The sequence below is a fragment of the Flavobacterium sp. FG19 genome, from assembly GCF_057809475.1.
The window spans coordinates 1-20,060 of sequence record NZ_JBMDKA010000031.1 but is presented as its reverse complement, the minus strand read 5'-3'; the positions used below and the strand labels follow the sequence as shown (position 1 = coordinate 20,060).

At 36.8% G+C, this 20,060-nt stretch carries 11 protein-coding genes; 3 read left to right on the top strand and 8 right to left on the bottom strand.

Annotation, left to right across the window (positions count from 1 at the left end; all coding sequences use genetic code 11):
- Positions 1 to 50 precede the first annotated feature (50 nt).
- The 6 genes from ACODST_RS23455 to ACODST_RS23430 all read right to left on the bottom strand — a co-directional run bounded on the left by ACODST_RS23455 (position 51) and on the right by ACODST_RS23430 (position 6,822).
- Positions 51 to 788, bottom strand: a complete 738-nt coding sequence (locus tag ACODST_RS23455; RefSeq protein WP_488934522.1) for an SDR family NAD(P)-dependent oxidoreductase — start codon at positions 786 to 788, stop codon at positions 51 to 53.
- 182 nt (positions 789 to 970) lie between these two features.
- Positions 971 to 3,127 (bottom strand): alpha-glucuronidase family glycosyl hydrolase, encoded by a 2,157-nt coding sequence (locus ACODST_RS23450; RefSeq protein ID WP_488934521.1) that lies wholly within the window; start codon positions 3,125 to 3,127, stop codon positions 971 to 973.
- Between the two features lie 275 nt (positions 3,128 to 3,402).
- Positions 3,403 to 3,945, bottom strand: coding sequence for a YbhB/YbcL family Raf kinase inhibitor-like protein (locus ACODST_RS23445; protein ID WP_488934520.1), 543 nt, complete (start codon positions 3,943 to 3,945; stop codon positions 3,403 to 3,405).
- Positions 3,946 to 4,031: 86 nt separating this feature from the next.
- Positions 4,032 to 4,868, bottom strand: a complete 837-nt coding sequence (locus ACODST_RS23440) for a helix-turn-helix domain-containing protein (protein WP_488934519.1) — start codon at positions 4,866 to 4,868, stop codon at positions 4,032 to 4,034.
- A 79-nt stretch (positions 4,869 to 4,947) separates the two neighbouring features.
- The gene (locus ACODST_RS23435) at positions 4,948 to 5,976 is read right to left on the bottom strand and encodes a LacI family DNA-binding transcriptional regulator (protein WP_289665498.1); all 1,029 of its coding nucleotides are present in this window, start codon (positions 5,974 to 5,976) and stop codon (positions 4,948 to 4,950) included.
- A 396-nt stretch (positions 5,977 to 6,372) separates the two neighbouring features.
- Positions 6,373 to 6,822, bottom strand: a complete 450-nt coding sequence (locus tag ACODST_RS23430; RefSeq protein ID WP_488934518.1) for a PepSY-like domain-containing protein — start codon at positions 6,820 to 6,822, stop codon at positions 6,373 to 6,375.
- A gap of 304 nt (positions 6,823 to 7,126) precedes the next feature.
- Here ACODST_RS23430 and ACODST_RS23425 point away from each other — a divergent pair, with 304 nt between their 5' ends.
- Positions 7,127 to 9,319: a tetratricopeptide repeat-containing sensor histidine kinase gene (locus ACODST_RS23425; protein WP_488934517.1), complete on the top strand. Its 2,193-nt coding sequence runs from the start codon at positions 7,127 to 7,129 to the stop codon at positions 9,317 to 9,319.
- 12 nt (positions 9,320 to 9,331) lie between these two features.
- The gene (locus ACODST_RS23420; RefSeq protein WP_488934516.1) at positions 9,332 to 9,973 is read left to right on the top strand and encodes a response regulator transcription factor; all 642 of its coding nucleotides are present in this window, start codon (positions 9,332 to 9,334) and stop codon (positions 9,971 to 9,973) included.
- A gap of 1 nt (position 9,974) precedes the next feature.
- Here ACODST_RS23420 and ACODST_RS23415 read toward each other — a convergent pair whose 3' ends face one another.
- Both ACODST_RS23415 and ACODST_RS23410 read right to left on the bottom strand, forming a co-directional pair.
- Positions 9,975 to 10,892 carry a PorP/SprF family type IX secretion system membrane protein gene (locus ACODST_RS23415; protein WP_488934515.1) on the bottom strand — a complete coding sequence of 306 codons (918 nt, stop codon included), beginning with the start codon at positions 10,890 to 10,892 and terminating at the stop codon, positions 9,975 to 9,977.
- A 3-nt stretch (positions 10,893 to 10,895) separates the two neighbouring features.
- Positions 10,896 to 18,728 (bottom strand): HYR domain-containing protein, encoded by a 7,833-nt coding sequence (locus ACODST_RS23410; RefSeq protein ID WP_488934514.1) that lies wholly within the window; start codon positions 18,726 to 18,728, stop codon positions 10,896 to 10,898.
- Positions 18,729 to 18,922: 194 nt separating this feature from the next.
- Here ACODST_RS23410 and ACODST_RS23405 point away from each other — a divergent pair, with 194 nt between their 5' ends.
- Entirely contained in the window at positions 18,923 to 19,939 is a 1,017-nt protein-coding gene (locus ACODST_RS23405; RefSeq protein WP_488934513.1) for a proline iminopeptidase-family hydrolase, read from the top strand.
- Positions 19,940 to 20,060: the final 121 nt, after the last annotated feature.

The window sequence follows — 20,060 nt, the reverse complement described above, 5'->3', positions numbered from 1 at the left end:
TTTGCAGACAAAGAAAAACTATGTTTCTATGTGTTTAAAATATTTAAAAATTAAAACCCGATACTATTTCCGCCATCAACAGGCAAAACTGTACCTGTAGTATATTTTGATTCGCTTAAAGCGAAATAATAAACCGCATCTGCAATATCTGATGGTTCTCCCAAATAACCCATTGGTGTTCTTCCTAATACTTTATTTTTTCTTTCTGGATCGTTATCAAGTGCTGTTGAGGACATTTTAGTTTTAATGAATCCTGGAGCAATACAATTTACACGTATTCCCGAAGGTGCTAATTCTGTCGCCATTGCACGTGTCATGGCTTCAATCGCGCCTTTACTTGACGAATATGCAATTACTTTTGGAATTCCATATTGAGATGCCATCGAACTAATATTGATAATGCTTCCGCCTTCGTTTTCTTTCATGTTTTTAATCACTTCTCTGCTTACGGCGAAAACGCTCAATAAATTGGTGTGGATTATCGAAAGAAAATCTTCATCGGTTACATCTGGAATTTCTTTTTTCATGTTGATTCCTGCATTGTTAACCAAAATGTCGACTGAACTGTTTTTGGTAATACTTTCAATCATTGCCGGAATTCCTTTTAAATCATTCAAATCAAAGATTACCGGAATGGCATTTTCTCCAATTTCCCTGCAGGCATCTTCTGTTTTTTCTTGTGATCTTCCGATTATATAAGTTGTGATTCCGTTGTCACAAAGTTTTTTTGCCGTTGCAAAACCTAATCCCGAATTTCCTCCGGTTACAATTGCCGTTTTTTTTCTCATAATTTATTACAATAATTTCATGCTTAAATTTTTAAACACATAGAAACATAGTTATTCTTTGTCTTAAAAGGCGTTTCACTTGCATCAATACACATAGCTATGTGTGAGAAACTAGTTTCTTTCTTTAATCCTTTTACAGTTAAATATAAATCTATGTTTCTATGTGTTTATTTTATTTTTAGTTATCCATTCCCAGGTGCGAAAGGAAATTTTAATGATTTAAAATACTCTAATGTTTGTATTGGTTTTTCTACTCTAGCAGGAAGCTCTTTTCCTGAGAATTGCTGAAAATACAGCAAACACGCATCACGCCACCATTTTGCTTCATTATGCTGAATTTCTAATAACATTTTCACTTCATTAAAACGTTCACTGTCCACATATTTTTCAGTTTTGCTCCAAACATCCTGCATTTCTCTGACCTGATTAACACCTTGCTGATATTTTAGCGCCAAACCATTCCAAAGCGTTTGTCCGTTTTTTAGTTTATAATCCCATGAAAGATGATGAAACCATAGCAGCTCTTTTTCTGGACAGGTTTCCAGATTATCAAAAAGTCTGGCAACTTCTGGAGCATATTGCGAAACGGCGTTTGTGCCCAATTTCGATCTGTCAAAACCAATTCCGTTTTTATCTGCTTTATGATAATAAGTTGGGTTCCATTCTGGTCTTGATAAATTAGAAACCCAAGGCCCAGGCCCGTAATGATGTCCCGTATCCATAATATGATGAAGCCCAAGCGGAGTCATATAATTGACAACGGCTTCACGCGATTCAATCATGATATTTTTTACTGGTTTAATAAAATTTTCATCATTAGAAAATGTGCTTCTCAACCATTCCTCTGCAATAACTTCAGAATCTAAATACGGATTCCATGCCAGTCTTCCGAAACCGTACCAATTGGCTTGCGCAAAAGGATGTCCAGTCCAATTTAAATCATTTCCGATATTGGCAACACCGGCAATTCCCGTTAGTTTATTTTGATATAAAGTGCCGTCAATAACCTTGGCTACCGTTGAACCTTTTCCTTTTTGATAGGTATCAGATTCCAAAACTTCCTGAAATAATTTAGGCAGAAAAACCAAATGTGTGCTAAAACCTAAATACTCCTGTGTGATTTGAAATTCCATCATTAAAGGCGTTTTTGGCATGGCTCCAAATAGCGGATGAAACGGCTCTCTCGGCTGAAAATCGATTGCTCCATTTTTTACCTGAACGATTACGTTGTCTTTGAATTTTCCATCGTACGGCTGAAATTCTGCGTAAGCTTGTTTGGCGCGATCATTGGCATCATGTTCAGAATATACAAAGGCTCTCCACATAATTACACCGCCAAAAGGTGCAACGGCATCGGCCAGCATATTGGCTCCGTCAACATGATCTCTGCCATAATTTTGTGGGCCGGGCTGACCTTCTGAATTGGCTTTTACCAAAAAACCGCCAAAATCCGGGATTCGTTTATAGATTTCAGCCGACTTATTTTTCCACCAATTAATGACCTCAGGATCTTTTGGATCGGCAGTTTTTAGATTTCCAATTTCAATCGGCGCTGAAAATCTTGCCGTTAGATAGACTTTTATTCCGTAAGGTCTGAAGACATTCGCTAAGGCTTCGACTTTTTCTAAATATTGTGGAGTCAGAATTAAGGCGTTTGCATTTACATTGGTTAAAACCGTTCCGTTGATTCCGATTGAGGCATTCGCTCTAGCGTAATCAATATAACGTTGGTCAATAAAATCTGGAAGTTTTTGCCAGTTCCATAACGAAAAACCGGCATAACCACGTTCTACCGTTCTGTCAAGATTATCCCAATGATTCAGAATTCTGATATTCGTTTTTGGAGAATCAGCAATATTTAAATCTTTTACCGATTTATTGGTTTGCAAAATTCTCAGGAAATTAAAAACGCCGTATAAAACAGCAACATCATTCTTTCCTGTAATAATAATTTGTTTTTTACTTTTAAGCGAAATAGATTTGATAATAAAACCTTCATTATTTATTTTATCAAAATCAGACTGCAATTCTTTTTTGATTTCAGCATTTAAATTCAACTGTGAACCAACGATAAGATTGTTCTCTCCTCCTTTTATATCTGATTTAATTTCAGGTATATTTCCCAACATATCCAAAAATCCAGTTTTGATCTCTTTTTCGGCAATTTTAATGGTTTCTGAATTTCCTAAAATAACAACTCCTTTAAGATTGCTTTTGTATTCTAAAGCTACTGTTGAATTAGCAACCGTATTATACTGAAGCCACAATTTATAATCCTTTTGTGCCGAAGCCGAAAAGAAGGTCAGAAGAAACAGGAAAACAAATCTGAATGAAGTCATTGGCTTTAATTTATTCTTTACAATTTCATTTTTACAACATCAATATTTTATTTCCTTTTAAAAGCATTTAATAAAATTTTAAATCAAAAAATACATTATCCTAAATAAAACAACAATTGCAATCGGTTGCGTAAAAATATAAGATTGTTGTTTAAGAAAAAAATTTTGGCTCTCTTTTTTTCGAAAAAATTATTTCTATAACAAATTAAAGCAGGATAATTATAAAAACTATCCTGCTTTAACGGGGTTGGATTTAGGTTTTAAATCCTTAAAAATTATCGCTTGTAATACGCTACAATACTGGCTTTTGCCAAAGTCTGGTTCCAAAGATTAAACCCAACTACAGCCGGGTTTGTATTTTCATCTGTTCCTAATTTTTCAGTTTTTAAAGCATAAACTGTAATAATGTATTGATGATATCCGTGACCAACTGGCGGACATGGACCTCCAAATCCTTTAATTCCATAATCGGTTACGCTTTGAATCGCACCCTTTGGAACCAAATTTTTTGTTCCTGCATTGGTAACCAACTCGTTTACATTTGCCGGAATATCCACTACAACCCAATGCCAGAATCCGCTTCCTGTAGGTGCATCTGGATCGTACATCGTTACAGCAAAACTTTTAGTTCCTTCTGGAGCATTTTTCCATGATAACTGTGGAGACTGGTTTTCTCCAGAACATCCAAATCCGTTGAACTCTTGAACTTTAGTAGTTTCTCCTCCTAAATCTTTACTGGTTAAGGTAAATGTTTTCTGCGCAAAAATCGATGTTGAAAAAATGGCCGACATTGCCAAAATCATACTTAGCTTTTTCATTTTATCTGTTTTAAAATTTTAAGCAAAGTTAGATTTGGAACAGCTGAATCATTTTAGATAAAAGATCAAAAACTGTTGCCAGAAGCTCAAACTTTTCTGTGTTCTCTAGGTGTAACACCGTATTTGAGTTTGTAGGCCTGGCTAAAGCTCGAAAGGTTTTCATAACCAGCTTCAAAATATACTTCAGAAGGGCTTTTTTCCTGACTTAACAAATAATGCGCATGTTCTAATCGTTTGTTTTGAAACCATTTCATTGGAGATGCCGAATAGTGTTTTTCGAATTCTCTTTTAAAAGTCGAAACACTCATATTACACAAAAACGCCAATTCTTTTACAGTCAACTTATCGAGATGACTGTTTTCGATTGTACGAATGAATTTTTGAGCCGTTTGATTGTTGTTAGTGATTAATGAATATAAAAAATCGGTTCCATATTGAGCAGTCAGATAAAGCATAATTTCTTCAAACTTAACTTCTAATAATTTTATCTGAACAGTTTTTGAAAGTTTAGCAATATCGGCTAAACTCTCTACAAAGCGTTTTAAAAAATCATCATAGCCAAAATCATAAACCGATTTAGGTTCAATCGATTCTGATTTTTCTGATTCCATTTTTCTAATAAAATTATGAACCATTTCATTAGAAAAAAACAAAAGAATACTTTTATAATTGGATGTATCCGAAATCCTTTTTTCAGTCATCAAACAATTTCCGGAACGCATTATGATGAATTTAGAAGGATCAATCGATAACGCTACATTATCAAAAATTACTTCTTTGGTTCCTTCAATGAGAAAACTAATGATATTTTGATTGAGAATAATCTGCTGTTTAGAAACATCTTTAGAACTGCTGTATTCTACAACATGCACCGACTGTGCTATTTCTAAATCCATTTCGTCTGGAAGTGTAATGGTTTTCATTCCAAAAAATAATATAAACGTTGATGACTTAATCGGTTATAAATAAACTGATAAGCCTTAATTCCAAATTGAGTCTGATTTATTTTTCTGAAGATTCTCTTGCCAATACTTCCGTATTTAAGAAGGTAATTTCTTTGGCATCATCACTCTTAGAAGACTTTAGATTTTTGATAATAATTTCTGCAGAAGCTTTTCCCATTTTTTCAGCAGGATGCGTGATAGTCGATAAATTAGGGTCTATAATCTGTGAAATCGGGTCGTTGTTGAAACCAATTACTTTAAACTCTTCGGGAACTTTAATACCTCTTTTTTTAGCCGTCTGAATCGCACTTACCGCCAGAATATCTCCAGGAGCAAACAATCCGTCAGGAATTGGATTCAAATCAAATAAAGCATTGCTGGCTCTTACACCATCTTCGTAAGTAACAGAATTTAGATTGATAATCAATTCTTCTTCCACTTCAATATTATGATCTTTTAAGGCCTCTATATACCCTCTTTTTCTTTCGTTATATAAATTTCCTAATTCTGAGCCTGCTGTTAAATGCGCAATACGAATACAGCCTTGTTCAATAAGGTGTTTAGTTGCTTTGTAGCCTGCCGAGTAATTATCAATAACAACTCTAAAAGTATTGTAATCTTTCGGAACCCTGTCGACAAAAACTAACGGAATATTATTGTTGGAAAACTGATGAAAATGCGCTGTGTCTCTGGTTTCCATTGCCAAAGAGCAAATAACACCACTCACACGATTGCTGTACAAAGATTTCGCCATATTGACTTCTTCTTCATACGAGTCATGCGACTGCATAATGATTACCGTATAATCAGACTTTTGGGCCGTAATTTCAATTCCACTGATTAATGAAGATAAGAAAGGCTGTGTAACGGTCGGGATTAAAACACCAATTGTTCGGGTTTTGTTTCCGCGTAAACCTGCTGCTAAAGTATTGGGAACAAATCCCATTTCTTCAGCGGTTTTTTTCACTTTTTTAATCGTTTTGTCACTTATGGTATGATGGTCTTTTAAAGCTCGTGAAATGGTAGATGTCGCCAGATTCAATCTTTCGGCGATATCGTATATCGTTACATGTTTATTTTCTTCCATGAAATAAAAAATAAAGATGTAAATATAAACTATTTTCTCTCAAGATGTTCTTTCGTAAAAATTGGACGCAAATAAAAGAAGTCGTCAAAAAGCAGCTGCTAATTTTTTCATTTTATTGAACGGTTCATTTTAATAAGCCCCAGCGGGGCTGGATATTTATAGAAATTCAATAATACGAACACAAAAGAGCTCCAGCGGAGCGAAATATTTTGGGATTGTAAAAAAATGTCGCTTCGCTGGAGCTTTATCTTTGATGATAAATACAATTTCTATAAATATTTCGCTTCTCCTATGTTTGCCAAGTCAAAATACAGAATTTACCATCGAATATGAAGCTTTCAAAAACGATTTTAGAAAAACATTCTGACCTTCAAACAGCATCTTTATTTTTGCAAATTATTTTTTTTTGACGTTATTCTTTTTGTCTTTTAGAATTTTACCGTCTTTGGTAAATTCCAAATCAATTTTATTGGTCAAATCTACATCCAGATCTTTGTGTCCATAGTCGATGTGCGTTATTTTTTCATTTGGATGATTTTTGGCTACGTAAGCCTTAATATTATCAGGTATAAAATCCGTCGGTATTGGATTGTCGCCACCGTCTACTTCACGGTACGAACCGTCTTTCCAGAACTCTACCTCTGTTCCGTCTTTCAGTTTCACTTCATAGCCCTTTTCTCCGTGTTCGGGGTCTTTTTGAGCTTTTTCGACTGTAGTATGACTAAAATGTTTCTTTAAAAATTCCTGTGCCGGTTTTGGCAGTTCGGTTACTTCAATTTTCTTCTGTGCACGGGCCGAAATTGTTAAGATTAACAACGTAATGGCTAAAAATATTTTCGTTTTCATAATTCATTTCTTTACTATATAGCATTACTAATTTACCACTTCAAAAAATGCATTCAAATTAATTTAAGAAACTTTTAGTGTTTCAAACATATATAACAAATTGATTTACAAATACTTTTAATCAATTCTTACTTTTAAAATTATATCACAACTTTGTCTAAAAAATTTATTTTAAGGAATGGCCGTTTGATGCTTTTGTAGTATTTTTACCTTTCGGTTTCAGTAAAGCCTGATCTCATAAACCCCAAGTTTACAACACTTTAAATTTTGCTCTAAATCTAAATTAGAGTTCTAACCAAAACGTATGGCAATCTGGTCAGGAAGACTTTATGTATTGATTTTCATCTTTTTATCGTTCGGTCTGAAGGCTCAGATTGAAGATAAAAGGAAAACTTTCGTTTCCAGAAATTCCGTAAAAATTAAAGAAGACAAAAACACACTCGCTCTTTATGATTTATACAATAAGGGCGACGAAAAAAAGGCTTATAAAAAAGCACATTCTATCCTAAAATCAAGTACTGCCGACAACAGAGCGCTCGCCAGAACCCATCTGCTTCTGGCTTATTATTTTAACAAAAGGGCGGTTATCGATTCTTCGATTTATTATACCAATCAGGCTTTAAAGTTCAACACGGTTATAAACGATTCTTTAAAAAGCCGGCTTTTTTCGCTTGGTTATAATTTACTGGCCATCAATTATAAAAAAAGAGGTTTGCTTAATGAGAGCAAAAAATGGCATTTAAAAGGGATTGAAGTTTCTCAAAAATACAATGAAACGAATCTTTTCTACACGCATACACACGGTTTAGCACAGACTTACAGCGAATTGGGTGATTATAATAATGCGCTGAAATTGTTTAAACAATGTCTGGAATACAAAGACGATAACGAAATTACACTAGGCAGTTACATCAATATTGGGGATATTTATTCGAGACTGAAAGATTATGACAACGCCAATATTTTTTATAAAAAAGGAAAAATTCTCTGCGAAAAAACCAATAATAATCAGGGAAGAGTGATTGTTTTATTAGGTCTTGGCGAGAATTACCAATTGCAGAACAAACCTCAGGAAGCTTTAAAAATGTTTGAGGAAGCACTTGCTATTGCTGACAAAAATGAACTGAATCAGCTGTCGATTGTTTCGAGAAGCAGTATTGGCAACACCTATATTTCACTGAAAAAATATAATGAAGCAAAACTGATCTTTTCTGAAGCACTTCAGAAATCGGTTCACTTTGGACTGCTTCAAAACCAAAGTTATATTTATGATGAACTGCGAAAAATTGCCATTCTGCAGGACGATTATAAAAGTGCGTATTCGTTTTTCGAAAAATCAACCCGTATAAAAGATTCCATTCATAATCTTCAGAAAATAAAAGAAATTAATGAGTTAGAAGTAAAATACAAAACGGCTCAAAAACAGAAGGAAATTGAAGCTTTGAAGTTTGAGAATGAAGCTAAAAAACTCGTTTTGGCCAACCAGGAAGAAGCAATCAAGAATATGATTCTGCAGGACGAAATTTCGAAGAAAAATAATGAAAACACAATTCTGGCATATCAGAATTCATCGAACAAAAAACGAAATGAGATTTCTCTTTTGAAGAAAGACCAGCAGCTGCAATCACTTGAAATTAATCAGCAGAAAAAAATAAGATGGTTTACGATTGTTGCTTTTCTGGTTTTACTGATTCCGATAATCGGTCTTTTGTTTCAGTATTACAAACGCTTTAAAGTCCAGCATTTACTGAATATTAAGCAGTCTGAAATCACTGCCCAAAAGATTGACGGAATTTTAAAAGATCAGGAACTGGAACTGATAAAAGCATCAATCAGCGGACAGGATAAGGAAAGACAGCGTATTTCGCAGGAACTTCATGACAGCATCGGCGGAAATTTAGCAGCAATAAAACTTCAGGTGAACCATTTGAATGCTTCTGATTTTTCTACTATTCAGAAAATCAGTCTTCAACTGGATGAAACCTATCAGCAGGTTCGCAGTATATCGCATACGCTGCTTCCAAAGAAATTCAGTCAGAATAAGTTTTTAGAGGTTTTAGAATCGTATCTCAAAAATATCAGCGATGCGAGCAAGATTAAGATTTCTTTTATTCCGTATCCTAAAAAAGAGATTAATGAACTGAATGAAAACATTCAGGTGGAAACTTTTAAAATCATTCAGGAACTGCTGACGAATACGATTAAACATGCCAGGGCTTCGGAAGTAGAAATACAATTGAATTATATTGAAGACATTGTGAATCTTTTGTTTGAAGATAACGGAGTTGGTTTTGACACCGCCAAATACTCAAAAGGAATTGGCTTTATCAATCTCGAAAACCGAATTAAAAAACTGGAAGGTTCATTTGTCATTGATTCTAAACTGAAGCGGGGTACAATCGTCAATATTGAAATTCCGATTCCAGCTTCTAAAACCAAAAACACTTTAAAAGGCATCGATCTAAAAAATCAGCTTGACGAATTAAAAAGCAACTAATATATTTGTTTGATGAAAAAAATTAACCTTCTTATTGCCGATGATCACACGATGTTCCTTCAGGGCATGATGTCTTTATTGGAAAAGGAACCGAATATTACTATCGCTGGAAAGGCCGTAAACGGAAACGAGGCTTTGGAAATCATTCAGGAAGGAATTGTTGATTTTATCATTCTGGATGTAAGCATGCCGGAAATGGACGGAATTGAATTAAGCAAAATCCTGAAAAAACAGCATCCGAATGTAAAAATCCTGATTGTGAGTACGCACAGTAATGTGATGATTATTTCGAGATTAATCCGAATTGGAGTAAATGGTTATCTGCTGAAAAATGCTGAAAAAGAAGAACTGCTGAAAGCAATTAATACGATTGCTTCGGGAGAAAATTATTTTGCTGAAGAACTGGAAGAAAAACATCTTTCGAATAGTTCGAAAATTGAAAAACAGGTTTCTAATTTAACAGAACTAAGTTCCCGCGAAAAAGAGATTTTAGTTTTAATTGCTCACGAATACAATACGGCGGAAATTGCTGAAAAAACATTTATCAGTTTAAATACCGTAAATACGCACCGCCGCAATTTATTATCCAAACTGAATGCTAAAAATACGGCGGGTCTTGTAAAATACGCAGTTGAAAACGGTTTGGTTGACTGATTTATTCAAACCCCTTTCCGAGCCTGTAATTTAAAACTAATCCAAAAGTGTCGGGAATTACTACATTATCAATTGCTTTATTGTAAGTGCAGATAACCCTGAAATTGTCTGAAAGATGAAATCCGGCTAAAAAGTTCAGTGTTTTTGAAGTTCGGTAACCTCCGCCAAATTCTATTTTATTTTTGTAATTGATTAAAAGATTTATATCGGCCTGTAAAGGCGCTCCATCGACATATTTGAGCAAAAAACTGGGATTTACCAAAACTTCGTGGAATCGGTTGGTAAAAAACTTATACCCCAAATAACTGTAATACACATTTTTTAAATTGGTATTGTTACTGGAATTGAAAGCAGAACTCAACAAATTTGGAGAAGATAAACCAAAATAAATCTGATCTCTATTGTACAAAAAACCCACTCCAAACGTAGGCGTAAAACTGTTGATGTTTTCCTGAAATTCAGGATCATTTTCGATTCCTAACCGGGTCAGGTTTTCGTTATAAATCATGGCGCCTGCCGTAACTCCAAACGAAATAATACTGGGATCATAAGCCCACCATTTTCCGTATTTGTAATCAGGATCATAGTAAATTTTATAGGAATACGATGTAAAGAAACTTGTTGTATTGGTCACTCCTATCTGATCGTGCGATATTCCTCCTGCCAGACCAATTTTTTCTCCCCAGGTCAGTTTATTTACCGAAAGATCAAAATTCTTGGGACTTCCGTCTACCGAATTAAAATAACCATTGGTGGTCATGGCAATATCGATATCCGGATAATAACCGGCATGAGCAGGATTTATTAAAACGGCATTGTAATTATAACTGGAAAAAACGGGTGTCTGCTGTCCATAAGCTCTTTCTAAAAAAATAATGATGATAAATAAAGCTAAGATTATATTGATTTTACTTTTCATGAATTAACGTTTTAAAACAAGATATCCCTTGGTTTTCTTAAAATGATGAGGCTGATCTACACGGATTTCAAAGAAATAAGTTCCTTCGGGCAGTTGATTTGCTCCCAGACTTCGGCTTTTGTTGGCAATTCCGCTAAAAACATTTGTGGAATTGTTGTAACCTTTCGTCTGATAAACCAAGTCTCCCCATCGGCTGTAAATCAAAACCTCGTTGTTTGGATAATCTGTAATTCCGTCAATTTCCCAGAAATCATTTATACCGTCTCCGTTTGGAGAAAAACCATATTTAGTTTCGTCTTTCTCTGCAGGAATTACGGTTATAGTAATGGAATCTTCTGCCTGGCAGCCGTCTTTATTCGTAAAAACTACGGTATAAGTTGTGGTTTCTGATGGTTTTGCAATTGGATTTCCTATTTTACTATTATTTAATCCTGCTGCAGGCGACCATGAAAAAGTACCGTTTTCTAATGCAACTGCCTGCAATTTTGTAAACTGACCTTCACTAATTTCAACATCTTCTCCTGCATCCACCAAAATTGGGTACTTAAAAAGCTGAAAAGAACAGATCGAGGCGTTATTACTTTTGTCAGAAACTATTATTCTAATAGCCATTCCATCTGAAAATGCTGTTCCAGGCACCGGAGACTGAGTAATAACCGGATTAGGATCTATGTCATCAGTTGCAAAAATCATTTTGGTATAATCCGGAACCTGACTTACACTGCAATCAAACATCTGGTCTGTAATACAGGTAAAAACAGGTGCTTCTGTATCTTTAACTAAATGAATTACAAAGGAACATTCTGAATTGTTACCGCTGTCATCTAAAACAGTCATGGTCACAATCATTCCATCAGTAACTGCTGATCCGGATGCTGGTGTCTGTGTAATTTTCGGATTTGGATCACAATTGTCTGCTGCCGAAATCATCGAACGATAATCAGGAAGAACTGCTCCAAAATCTAAATTCTGATCTGCAATACAGTTAATCGAAGGCGCTGTTACATCTGCGGAAGCATTAACTTTAAAACTGCAATAGGATTCGTTATTTGCAGCGTCTTTAGCGGTTATGGTAATAGTCATTCCGTTTGTAAAAACACTTCCGGCAGATGGATTCTGGGTCATTACGGGATAAAGATCACAATTATCATTTGCTGTAACTAAAGGTGTATAATCTGGAATTGTACTACCACATGATAACGTCTGATCTGCTATACAAGTTATTACTGGCGCAGTTACATCTACGGAAGCGTTTACTTTAAAACTACAAGTTGAACTATTATTAAAAAAATCTTTGGCCGTAATTGTGATGGTCATTCCGTCTGTAAAAACACTTCCTGCAATTGGATTCTGTGTGATTACTGGTGAAACATCACAATTATCTGTAACCGTTATAGATGCTGTATAATCCGGAATTGTTGCTCCGCATGATAAAGTCTGATCTCCAATACAAGTTATTACCGGTGCAGTCACATCCGCGGAAGCGTTAACTTTAAAACTGCAATTTGATTCATTATTTGAAGTATCTGTGGCCGTTATTGTTACCGTCATACCATCTGTAAAAACACTTCCTGCAATTGGATTTTGAGTGAGTACTGGCGAAGCATCACAATTATCTGTAACGGTTATCGATGCTGTATAATCTGGAATTGTTCCTCCGCATGATAAAGTCTGATCTCCAATACAAGTTATTACCGGCGCAGTAATATCCGCGGAAGCGTTAACTTTAAAACTGCAATTTGATTCATTATTTGAAGTATCTTTGGCCGTTATTGTTACCGTCATGCCATCTGTAAAAACACTTCCTGCAATTGGATTTTGAGTAAGCGCTGGCGAAGCATCACAATTGTCTGTAACCGTTATTAATGCTGTATAATCCGGAATTGTTGCTCCGCATGATAAAGTCTGATCTTCGATACAGGTTATAACAGGTGCAGTAACATCCGCGGAAGCGTTAATTTTAAAACTACAATACGATTCATTGTTTGAAACATCTTTAGCAGTGATTGTTACCGTCATGCCATCTGTAAAAACACTTCCTGCCATTGGATTTTGAATAAGCGCTGGCGAAGCATCACAATTATCTGTAACCGTTATTAATGTCGTATAATCCGGGATAATTCCTCCACATGATAAAGTCTGATCTCCGATACAAGTTATTACCGGCGCAGTGACATCCGCGGAAGTGCTGACTTTAAAACGGCAATAGGATTCATTATTTGAAGCATCTTTGGCTGTGATTGTTACCATCATGCCATCTGTAAAAACACTTCCTGCCATTGGATTTTGAGTAAGCGCTGGCGAAGCATCACAATTGTCTGTAACCTTTATTAATGCTGTATAATCCGGAATAATTCCTCCACATGATAAATTCTGATCTCCAATACAGGTAATTACCGGCGCAGTAATATCCGCGGAAGCGTTAACTTTAAAACTGCAATTTGATTCATTGTTCGAAACATCTTTAGCAGTAATTGTTACCGTCATGCCATCTGTAAAAATACTTCCTGCAATTGGATTTTGAGTGAGTACTGGCGAAGCATCACAATTATCTGTAACCGTTATTAATGCTGTATAATCTGGAATTGTTCCTCCGCATGATAAAGTCTGATCTCCGATACAGGTTATAACAGGTGCAGTAACATCTGCAGAAGCGTTAACTTTAAAACTACAATACGATTCATTGTTTGAAGCATCTTTGGCCGTTATTGTTACCGTCATGCCATCTGTAAAAACACTTCCTGCTATTGGATTTTGTGTCAGTATTGACGAAACATCACAATTATCTGTAATCGTTATTAATGTTGTATAATCCGGGATAATTCCTCCACATGCTAAAGTCTGATCTTCGATACAGGTTATAACAGGTGCTGTTGTATCAGCTTCAGTGTATAATGTAAAAATACAGTCTGCATAATTTCCGGAAAAATCAACGGCTGTAATTGTAACTTCCATCCCATTGGTAAAAGTACTTCCTGGCAGTGGATTCTGACTGAGTACCGGATTCGAATCACAATCGTCTGAAACCGAAATAATCTCTCTGTAGTCAGGAATCGTGCTTCCACAATTCAGAACCTGGTTACTAATACAGCTAATAACCGGAGCCTCCCGATCCGGATTCATAAATATTCGAAAACTGCAGTCGGATTGATTCCCTGAAACATCTTTGGCTGTAATTTTTATGATCATTCCGTCAGTAAAAGCAGTTCCCGGCAGAGGATCCTGAGTAACCATCGGAGCAGGATCGGTATTGTCCGACACTCTAACCGATTCTGTATAATCCGGAATCACACTGCCACAGCTTTGCATCTGGTCTGACAGACACTCTAAAACGGGAGGTTCCGTATCTCCGGCTGATGAAATGGTAAAACGGCAGGTTTCTTCATTTCCGCTGGCATCTTTTACGCTCAGTATCACTTCTGTATCTGTTCCGTCAAAAACGGTTCCCACAGCTGGAAATTGTGTATAAACCGGATTGGCATCACAGTTATCGGTAAATGTAATCCGGATTTTATAATCAGGAATCAGACTTCCGGCCGTCATGTAATAATCTGAAGGACAGCCCGTAATAATTGGTTTTTCTGTATCGGCAATTGGTTTTCCAAAAACAACAAACGCCATTCCCGGATTAAAATTATAGTCTAAATATCTCCAGTCGGCTCTATAACTATCTCCAATAATTAAATCATCAAAACCGTCATTATTAAGATCTCCCGCATAACTAATACTGTAGTTATGTGAATAAACAGAATTAATCCAAAGCACATTATCTGTATTTGCATTTACAGCTGCCGGCCAGGTATTTCTTCCAAACAATACATAGTTCGAATTTAGATAACGGTAAGCAAAATCATCTATTCCGTCTCCATTAAAATCACCTGCGCAACTGGATTTATCTCCTAAAGTGCCTGTTAATTTAAATCCGTTGGTGCCATCCAGATTATTTAAATCTACTATCGGAGCATAGACCGATTTTCCAAATAAGATAAACTTCCCTCCAAAGGCAATATCATTCAGACCATCATGGTTCAAATCTCCGGCTTTCGTAATTCTAATGTTATAGGTTAATGCATTTACGCTATTAATAATTGTAAAACCATTTGTACCGTCCAGTTCAGAAATATTGAAGGCTGCTGGAAAATTAGAGGACCTTCCAAAAATAATATGTCTTTTATCCTGTCCGTTCGCTGTACCGCATCCCAAAGCAAAATCACTGATACCATCTCCATTAACATCCCCAAGACCTGCTGTATAATTTCCTATACTTCCTTTTACAGCATCTCCAGCAATACTAAATCCATTACTGCCATCAAGACTTCCTGCCTCAAGTACAAGAGGAAAACCAGTGTTTTTTCCGTATATAACATAACATCTCCCATTACCTGCTCCTGATCCGGCCGTTATAACAGCCAGATCATGAAACCCGTCTCCGTTAATATCTCCCACAGCAGCAGCACTCACTCCGTTTCTTTCATAATCCGAAAGTCCTTTAAAAATGAATCCGTTTGTACCATTAAGTTCTGAAAGTTTTAGTTCAGCCGGAAAACCGGAGTTTCTTCCAAAAACAATATATACATGTCCTTTTTGTATACTTGTGGAAGGACTGCTAAGCATAAAGTCATCAATTCCATCGCCGTTAATATCTCCTGCCGTTCCCACATCATGACCTGCAAAAGGGGAATCCCAGGGTGAGCTTTGAATATCATCACGAATTTCAAAACCATCTGTTCCATTCAACTGTCCCAGATTAACATTTGGAGGAAAACCGTCTGATCTTCCAAAAATAATATAAGCGGCTCCTCTAACCGGGTCAAATTCAGTATAAGCCCCCTCATTTCCGGGAGCTCCAATAATAACATCGGCGATCCCATCATTATTAACATCTCCCGCATTTTTGACACTAAAACCCGTTTGATGGCTTTCTCTTTCTCCATAAATAGTAAAGCCATTTTCTCCGTTCAGATTAGAAACATTAAAACTTCTTTTACAGTCTATATTGGCTGTTTGTGTTTTTAACCTGACCAAAAACGTACAGGAGTTTAAATTTCCACCAGCATCTGCGGCCGTTATGGTCACATTCGTATCAGCCGTAAACAAAGTTCCGGGCGGCGGATTCTGCGTAAAAACCAGCTCCCTGTTACTTGTAATATCGTCCTTGACATAGGGCAGAAAAGAAACATAATCAGGTAAAGGTGAATTAGCATACAAATGCATAGTTTCGGGACAGGTGATTTCAGGCGGATTGTTAGTTTCCTGCGCATTTACGTAAAAAGTACAGCTTGAAAAATTACCTCTCGAATCTGAGGCAGAAATAGTGACCCGCGTTCCGGGTATAAAAGTACTTCCCGGAGAAGGATATTGATAAACAACAGGCGAAGGATCGCAATTATCAGTAACTGTTACCAAAGAAGTATAATCGGGATAAAAGCTTCCAACTGTTAAAGTCTGATCTCCCGGACAGTTGATAACCGGAGAAACATAATCGGATGAAGGAACAACATCAAAACTGCAGGTTTCAATATTTCCTGAAGCATCTGTGACTGTTACAATAACAGGTGTTAGAGAAAAAAACGCTGTGCCGGGTGCCGGATTTTGCGATATTACAGGCGAAGGGTCGCAATTATCAATAATGATAAGTGAAGTACTGTAATCTGGTAAAGCGGAACCACAGGGCAGTTCAGGGTTAACCGGACATCCTCTAATAACGGGCTTTTCTGTATCACTTAAGGCATTTATCTTAAAGCTGCATTCTGCTGTATTTCTTGAAAAATCACGGGAAAAAAGTGTCACCGTCATACCTGGAATAAAGACAGCTCCCGGTCCTGGATCCTGCCTGACTTCAAGCCCCGAATTACAGTTATCTGTTACGGTTACAAAAGAAGTGTAATCCGGCAGAAGCGAACCACAACTTAAAATCTGATCACCAGGGCAGCCTGACAGAACGGGTTTCGTGACATCGGGCGTTTCCCTGATCGAAAAACTACAGTGTGCCGTATTTCCGGCAGCATCTTGTGCCACTATAGAAATACTGGCAGCAAAACTAAAGATAGTCCCGGGGGAGGGATACTGCGTTATAACAGGCGAAGGATCGCAATTATCCGTAACGCTGATTAAAGGCCGATAATCGGGTATCAAAGCACCGCATTCTAATGCCTGCTCGCCAGGACAGCCTGAAATAACCGGCATAGTAGTATCTCGGGATGTATGAACCACAAAACTGCAAACCGCAGTATTTCCCGAAGCATCCCGGGCAGTAAGCGTAACCGTCATTCCGGATGTAAAAGGAGTTCCGGGAGCGGGATCTTGTATAAAAAGAGGATCCGGATCACAATTATCCGAAACAGTTATATCTGATCTGTAATCGGGTAAAACAGCACTGCAGGCAAGATAACGGGTTGAAGAACAGCCTGAAATAGAGGGTGGATAAATATCCGCAGCGGCATTTATAATAAAACTACACTCCGAAAAATTTCCGGAGGCATCTGTGGCTCTCAGAATAACCGTCATTCCTGGTTCAAAAGGACTTCCAAATGCCGGATTCTGCGTTATAACAGGAGCAATATCACAATCGTCTGTGGCACGTGCCATTGCGGCGTAATCAGGCAGCGGCAGACCACAGGATAAAGACTGATTTTCAATACAGCGTAAAACCGGACTTACCGTATCGCCCGCCGGATTGACTATAAAACTGCAGCTCGAATAGTTAAAAGAAGCATCTGTTGCCGTTAAGGTAACTGTCATTCCCGGTATGAAAATACTTCCGGGAGCAGGAATTTGTGTAATTGCAGGTGAAGGATCACAATTATCAGAGGCGCTGGCTATAGCAGCATAATCAGGTATAAGTGATCCACATAATAATGTCTGGTCTTCTAAACAATTTATGACAGGCGGCTCGGTATCTCTCCCGGCATTAACCGTAAAACTACAATTTGCGGTGTTACCTGAAGCATCACTGGCACTGATAGTAACCGTCATTCCCGGAACAAAAGGACTACCTGGCTCCGGAATCTGAGAAACTGTTAATGTACCATCACAATTATCTGAAAAAGAAGGTCTCATCCTGTAATCGGGAATTACAGATTCACAAGCTAAAAGCTGAGTTCCCGGACAATTCGTTATAACAGGAACCGTTGTATCAGATCCCGGAAGTATTGTAAAATTACAAACTGATTTATTGCCTGCCTTATCCGTATATTCAATAACAACCGGAGTAGGAACACCATAAAATATACTTCCGGGAGCCGGAGACATTAAATAAGACACCTCATTACTACAGTCATCTGCTACATTTCTGGAAGGATCATTAGCATAATTCGGAATAACGCCGCCACAAGTTAAATAAACCGAAGAAGGACAATTAAACGTAGGCGGAGTAACATCCGGGCTTACAGCATTAACCACAATGCTACAGCGGCTTATGTTTCCGGCATCATCTTCAGCTGTAAAATGAATCGTCATTCCATCATAAAAAAAAGAGCCCTCACCCGGAAACTGGGTAAGAAGAATATCGGTATCCACATTATCATCAACCGTAAGCAGGTCAAAATAATCCGGAACCGCACTGCCGCAGTGCCACAACTGATCTGGCGGGCAAATTAAAGTAGGAGGCTCTGTATCAGCAGAAAGTTTTGCTGATACAGAACTAACACTTTTTGAAGAAACTTTTACCGTTTTTCTTTTTGATTTAAAACTGCTCTCATTGGTCAGAACCACAATATCACTTTCTGAATTTCCTTTTTCTTTCTCCTGACCGTAACTTACTGAAACAGAAACAAAAAAAATAATAAATGATAAAATAAATTTAGCCTTTCCGCTCAGGGGTTTAAAATCTAACATATAGCACAATTATAATTGACACTCCGTAATAAAAATGCAAAACTATAATCCTGTTATTTTTCTCACATCACCATAAATAATGATTTTCGAGGCTGTAAACGAACTCCAAAAGCCAGTGACCAAAAAAGAAAAAACTTTCAACAGCCAAATAGATTTAATTTGTAAATTAGTTTAAACCTTTAAATTCTAGACCTATGCGTATTATTCTGGCCTTATCCGTTTTTTTACTTTTAACATCCTGTAAAAACGAGACAAAATCAAATGCTCTTTCCAATTATTTTACCTACGATCACGAAAAAACAGAAACGGCTGGTGTAAAAATGATCCCGATAAAAACTCCGGTCGGAGAATTTAAAGTATGGACAAAACGTTTTGGTAACAATCCTAAAATCAAAGTTTTACTACTGCATGGCGGTCCGGCTATGACACATGAATATATGGAATGTTTTGAAACTTTTTTCCAAAGAGAAGGCTTCGAATTTTATGAATATGACCAATTAGGATCGTATTACAGTGACCAGCCAAAGGATAGCAGTTTATGGACCACCGAAAGATTTGTTGAAGAAGTAGAACAAGTACGAAAAGCCATTAAGGCTGATAAAAACAATTTTTATGTACTGGGCAATTCCTGGGGAGGAATACTGGCAATGGAATATGCTCTAAAATACCAGCAAAACATGAAAGGATTACTAGTAGCCAATATGATGGCAAGTGCACCCGAATATGGTAAATATGCCGATGAAGTACTGGCAAAACAAATGAAACCGGAAGTTCTTAAAGAAATAAGAAATTTAGAATCGAAAAAAGATTTCAGCAATCCAAGATACATGGAATTATTACTCCCAAACTTTTATAAAGAACACTTATGTCGCTTAGAAGAATGGCCAGACGGGTTAAACCGAGCCAGCAAACACGTAAACGGAGAAATTTACACCCTAATGCAGGGGCCAAGCGAATTTGGAATCAGTGGAAGATTAGCCAAATGGGACGTCAAAAATCGTCTGCATGAAATTACAATCCCAACATTAATGATTGGTGCAAAATATGACACAATGGATCCAAAAGCTATGGAAGAACAGAGTAAATTAGTCAAAAAAGGACATTATTTATACTGTCCCAATGGAAGCCATTTAGCGATGTGGGACGACCAAAAAGTATTCATGAATGGTGTCATTCAGTTTATTAATGATGTTGATGATCAAAAAATATAAATTACAAACAACTAAAAATCAACGTTATAATTATTATGGCGTTTCCCTCCGGGCCGGGCTGTCCGCTGTATTCCCGATTAACAAAAACTACGGCTGAAAAAGCCTTGTTTTTCTAAATCGG

What these genes read in the sequence shown, in the direction of transcription:
- ACODST_RS23435 (WP_289665498.1), bottom strand. Translation starts at nt 5,976, where the DNA reads ATGGAAGAAAATAAACATGTAACGATATACGATATCGCCGAAAGATTG.
- ACODST_RS23410 (WP_488934514.1), bottom strand. Translation starts at nt 18,728, where the DNA reads ATGTTAGATTTTAAACCCCTGAGCGGAAAGGCTAAATTTATTTTATCA.
- ACODST_RS23455 (WP_488934522.1), bottom strand. Translation starts at nt 788, where the DNA reads ATGAGAAAAAAAACGGCAATTGTAACCGGAGGAAATTCGGGATTAGGT.
- ACODST_RS23445 (WP_488934520.1), bottom strand. Translation starts at nt 3,945, where the DNA reads ATGAAAAAGCTAAGTATGATTTTGGCAATGTCGGCCATTTTTTCAACA.
- ACODST_RS23405 (WP_488934513.1), top strand. Translation starts at nt 18,923, where the DNA reads ATGCGTATTATTCTGGCCTTATCCGTTTTTTTACTTTTAACATCCTGT.
- ACODST_RS23440 (WP_488934519.1), bottom strand. Translation starts at nt 4,868, where the DNA reads ATGAAAACCATTACACTTCCAGACGAAATGGATTTAGAAATAGCACAG.
- ACODST_RS23420 (WP_488934516.1), top strand. Translation starts at nt 9,332, where the DNA reads ATGAAAAAAATTAACCTTCTTATTGCCGATGATCACACGATGTTCCTT.
- ACODST_RS23430 (WP_488934518.1), bottom strand. Translation starts at nt 6,822, where the DNA reads ATGAAAACGAAAATATTTTTAGCCATTACGTTGTTAATCTTAACAATT.
- ACODST_RS23425 (WP_488934517.1), top strand. Translation starts at nt 7,127, where the DNA reads ATGGCAATCTGGTCAGGAAGACTTTATGTATTGATTTTCATCTTTTTA.
- ACODST_RS23450 (WP_488934521.1), bottom strand. Translation starts at nt 3,127, where the DNA reads ATGACTTCATTCAGATTTGTTTTCCTGTTTCTTCTGACCTTCTTTTCG.
- ACODST_RS23415 (WP_488934515.1), bottom strand. Translation starts at nt 10,892, where the DNA reads ATGAAAAGTAAAATCAATATAATCTTAGCTTTATTTATCATCATTATT.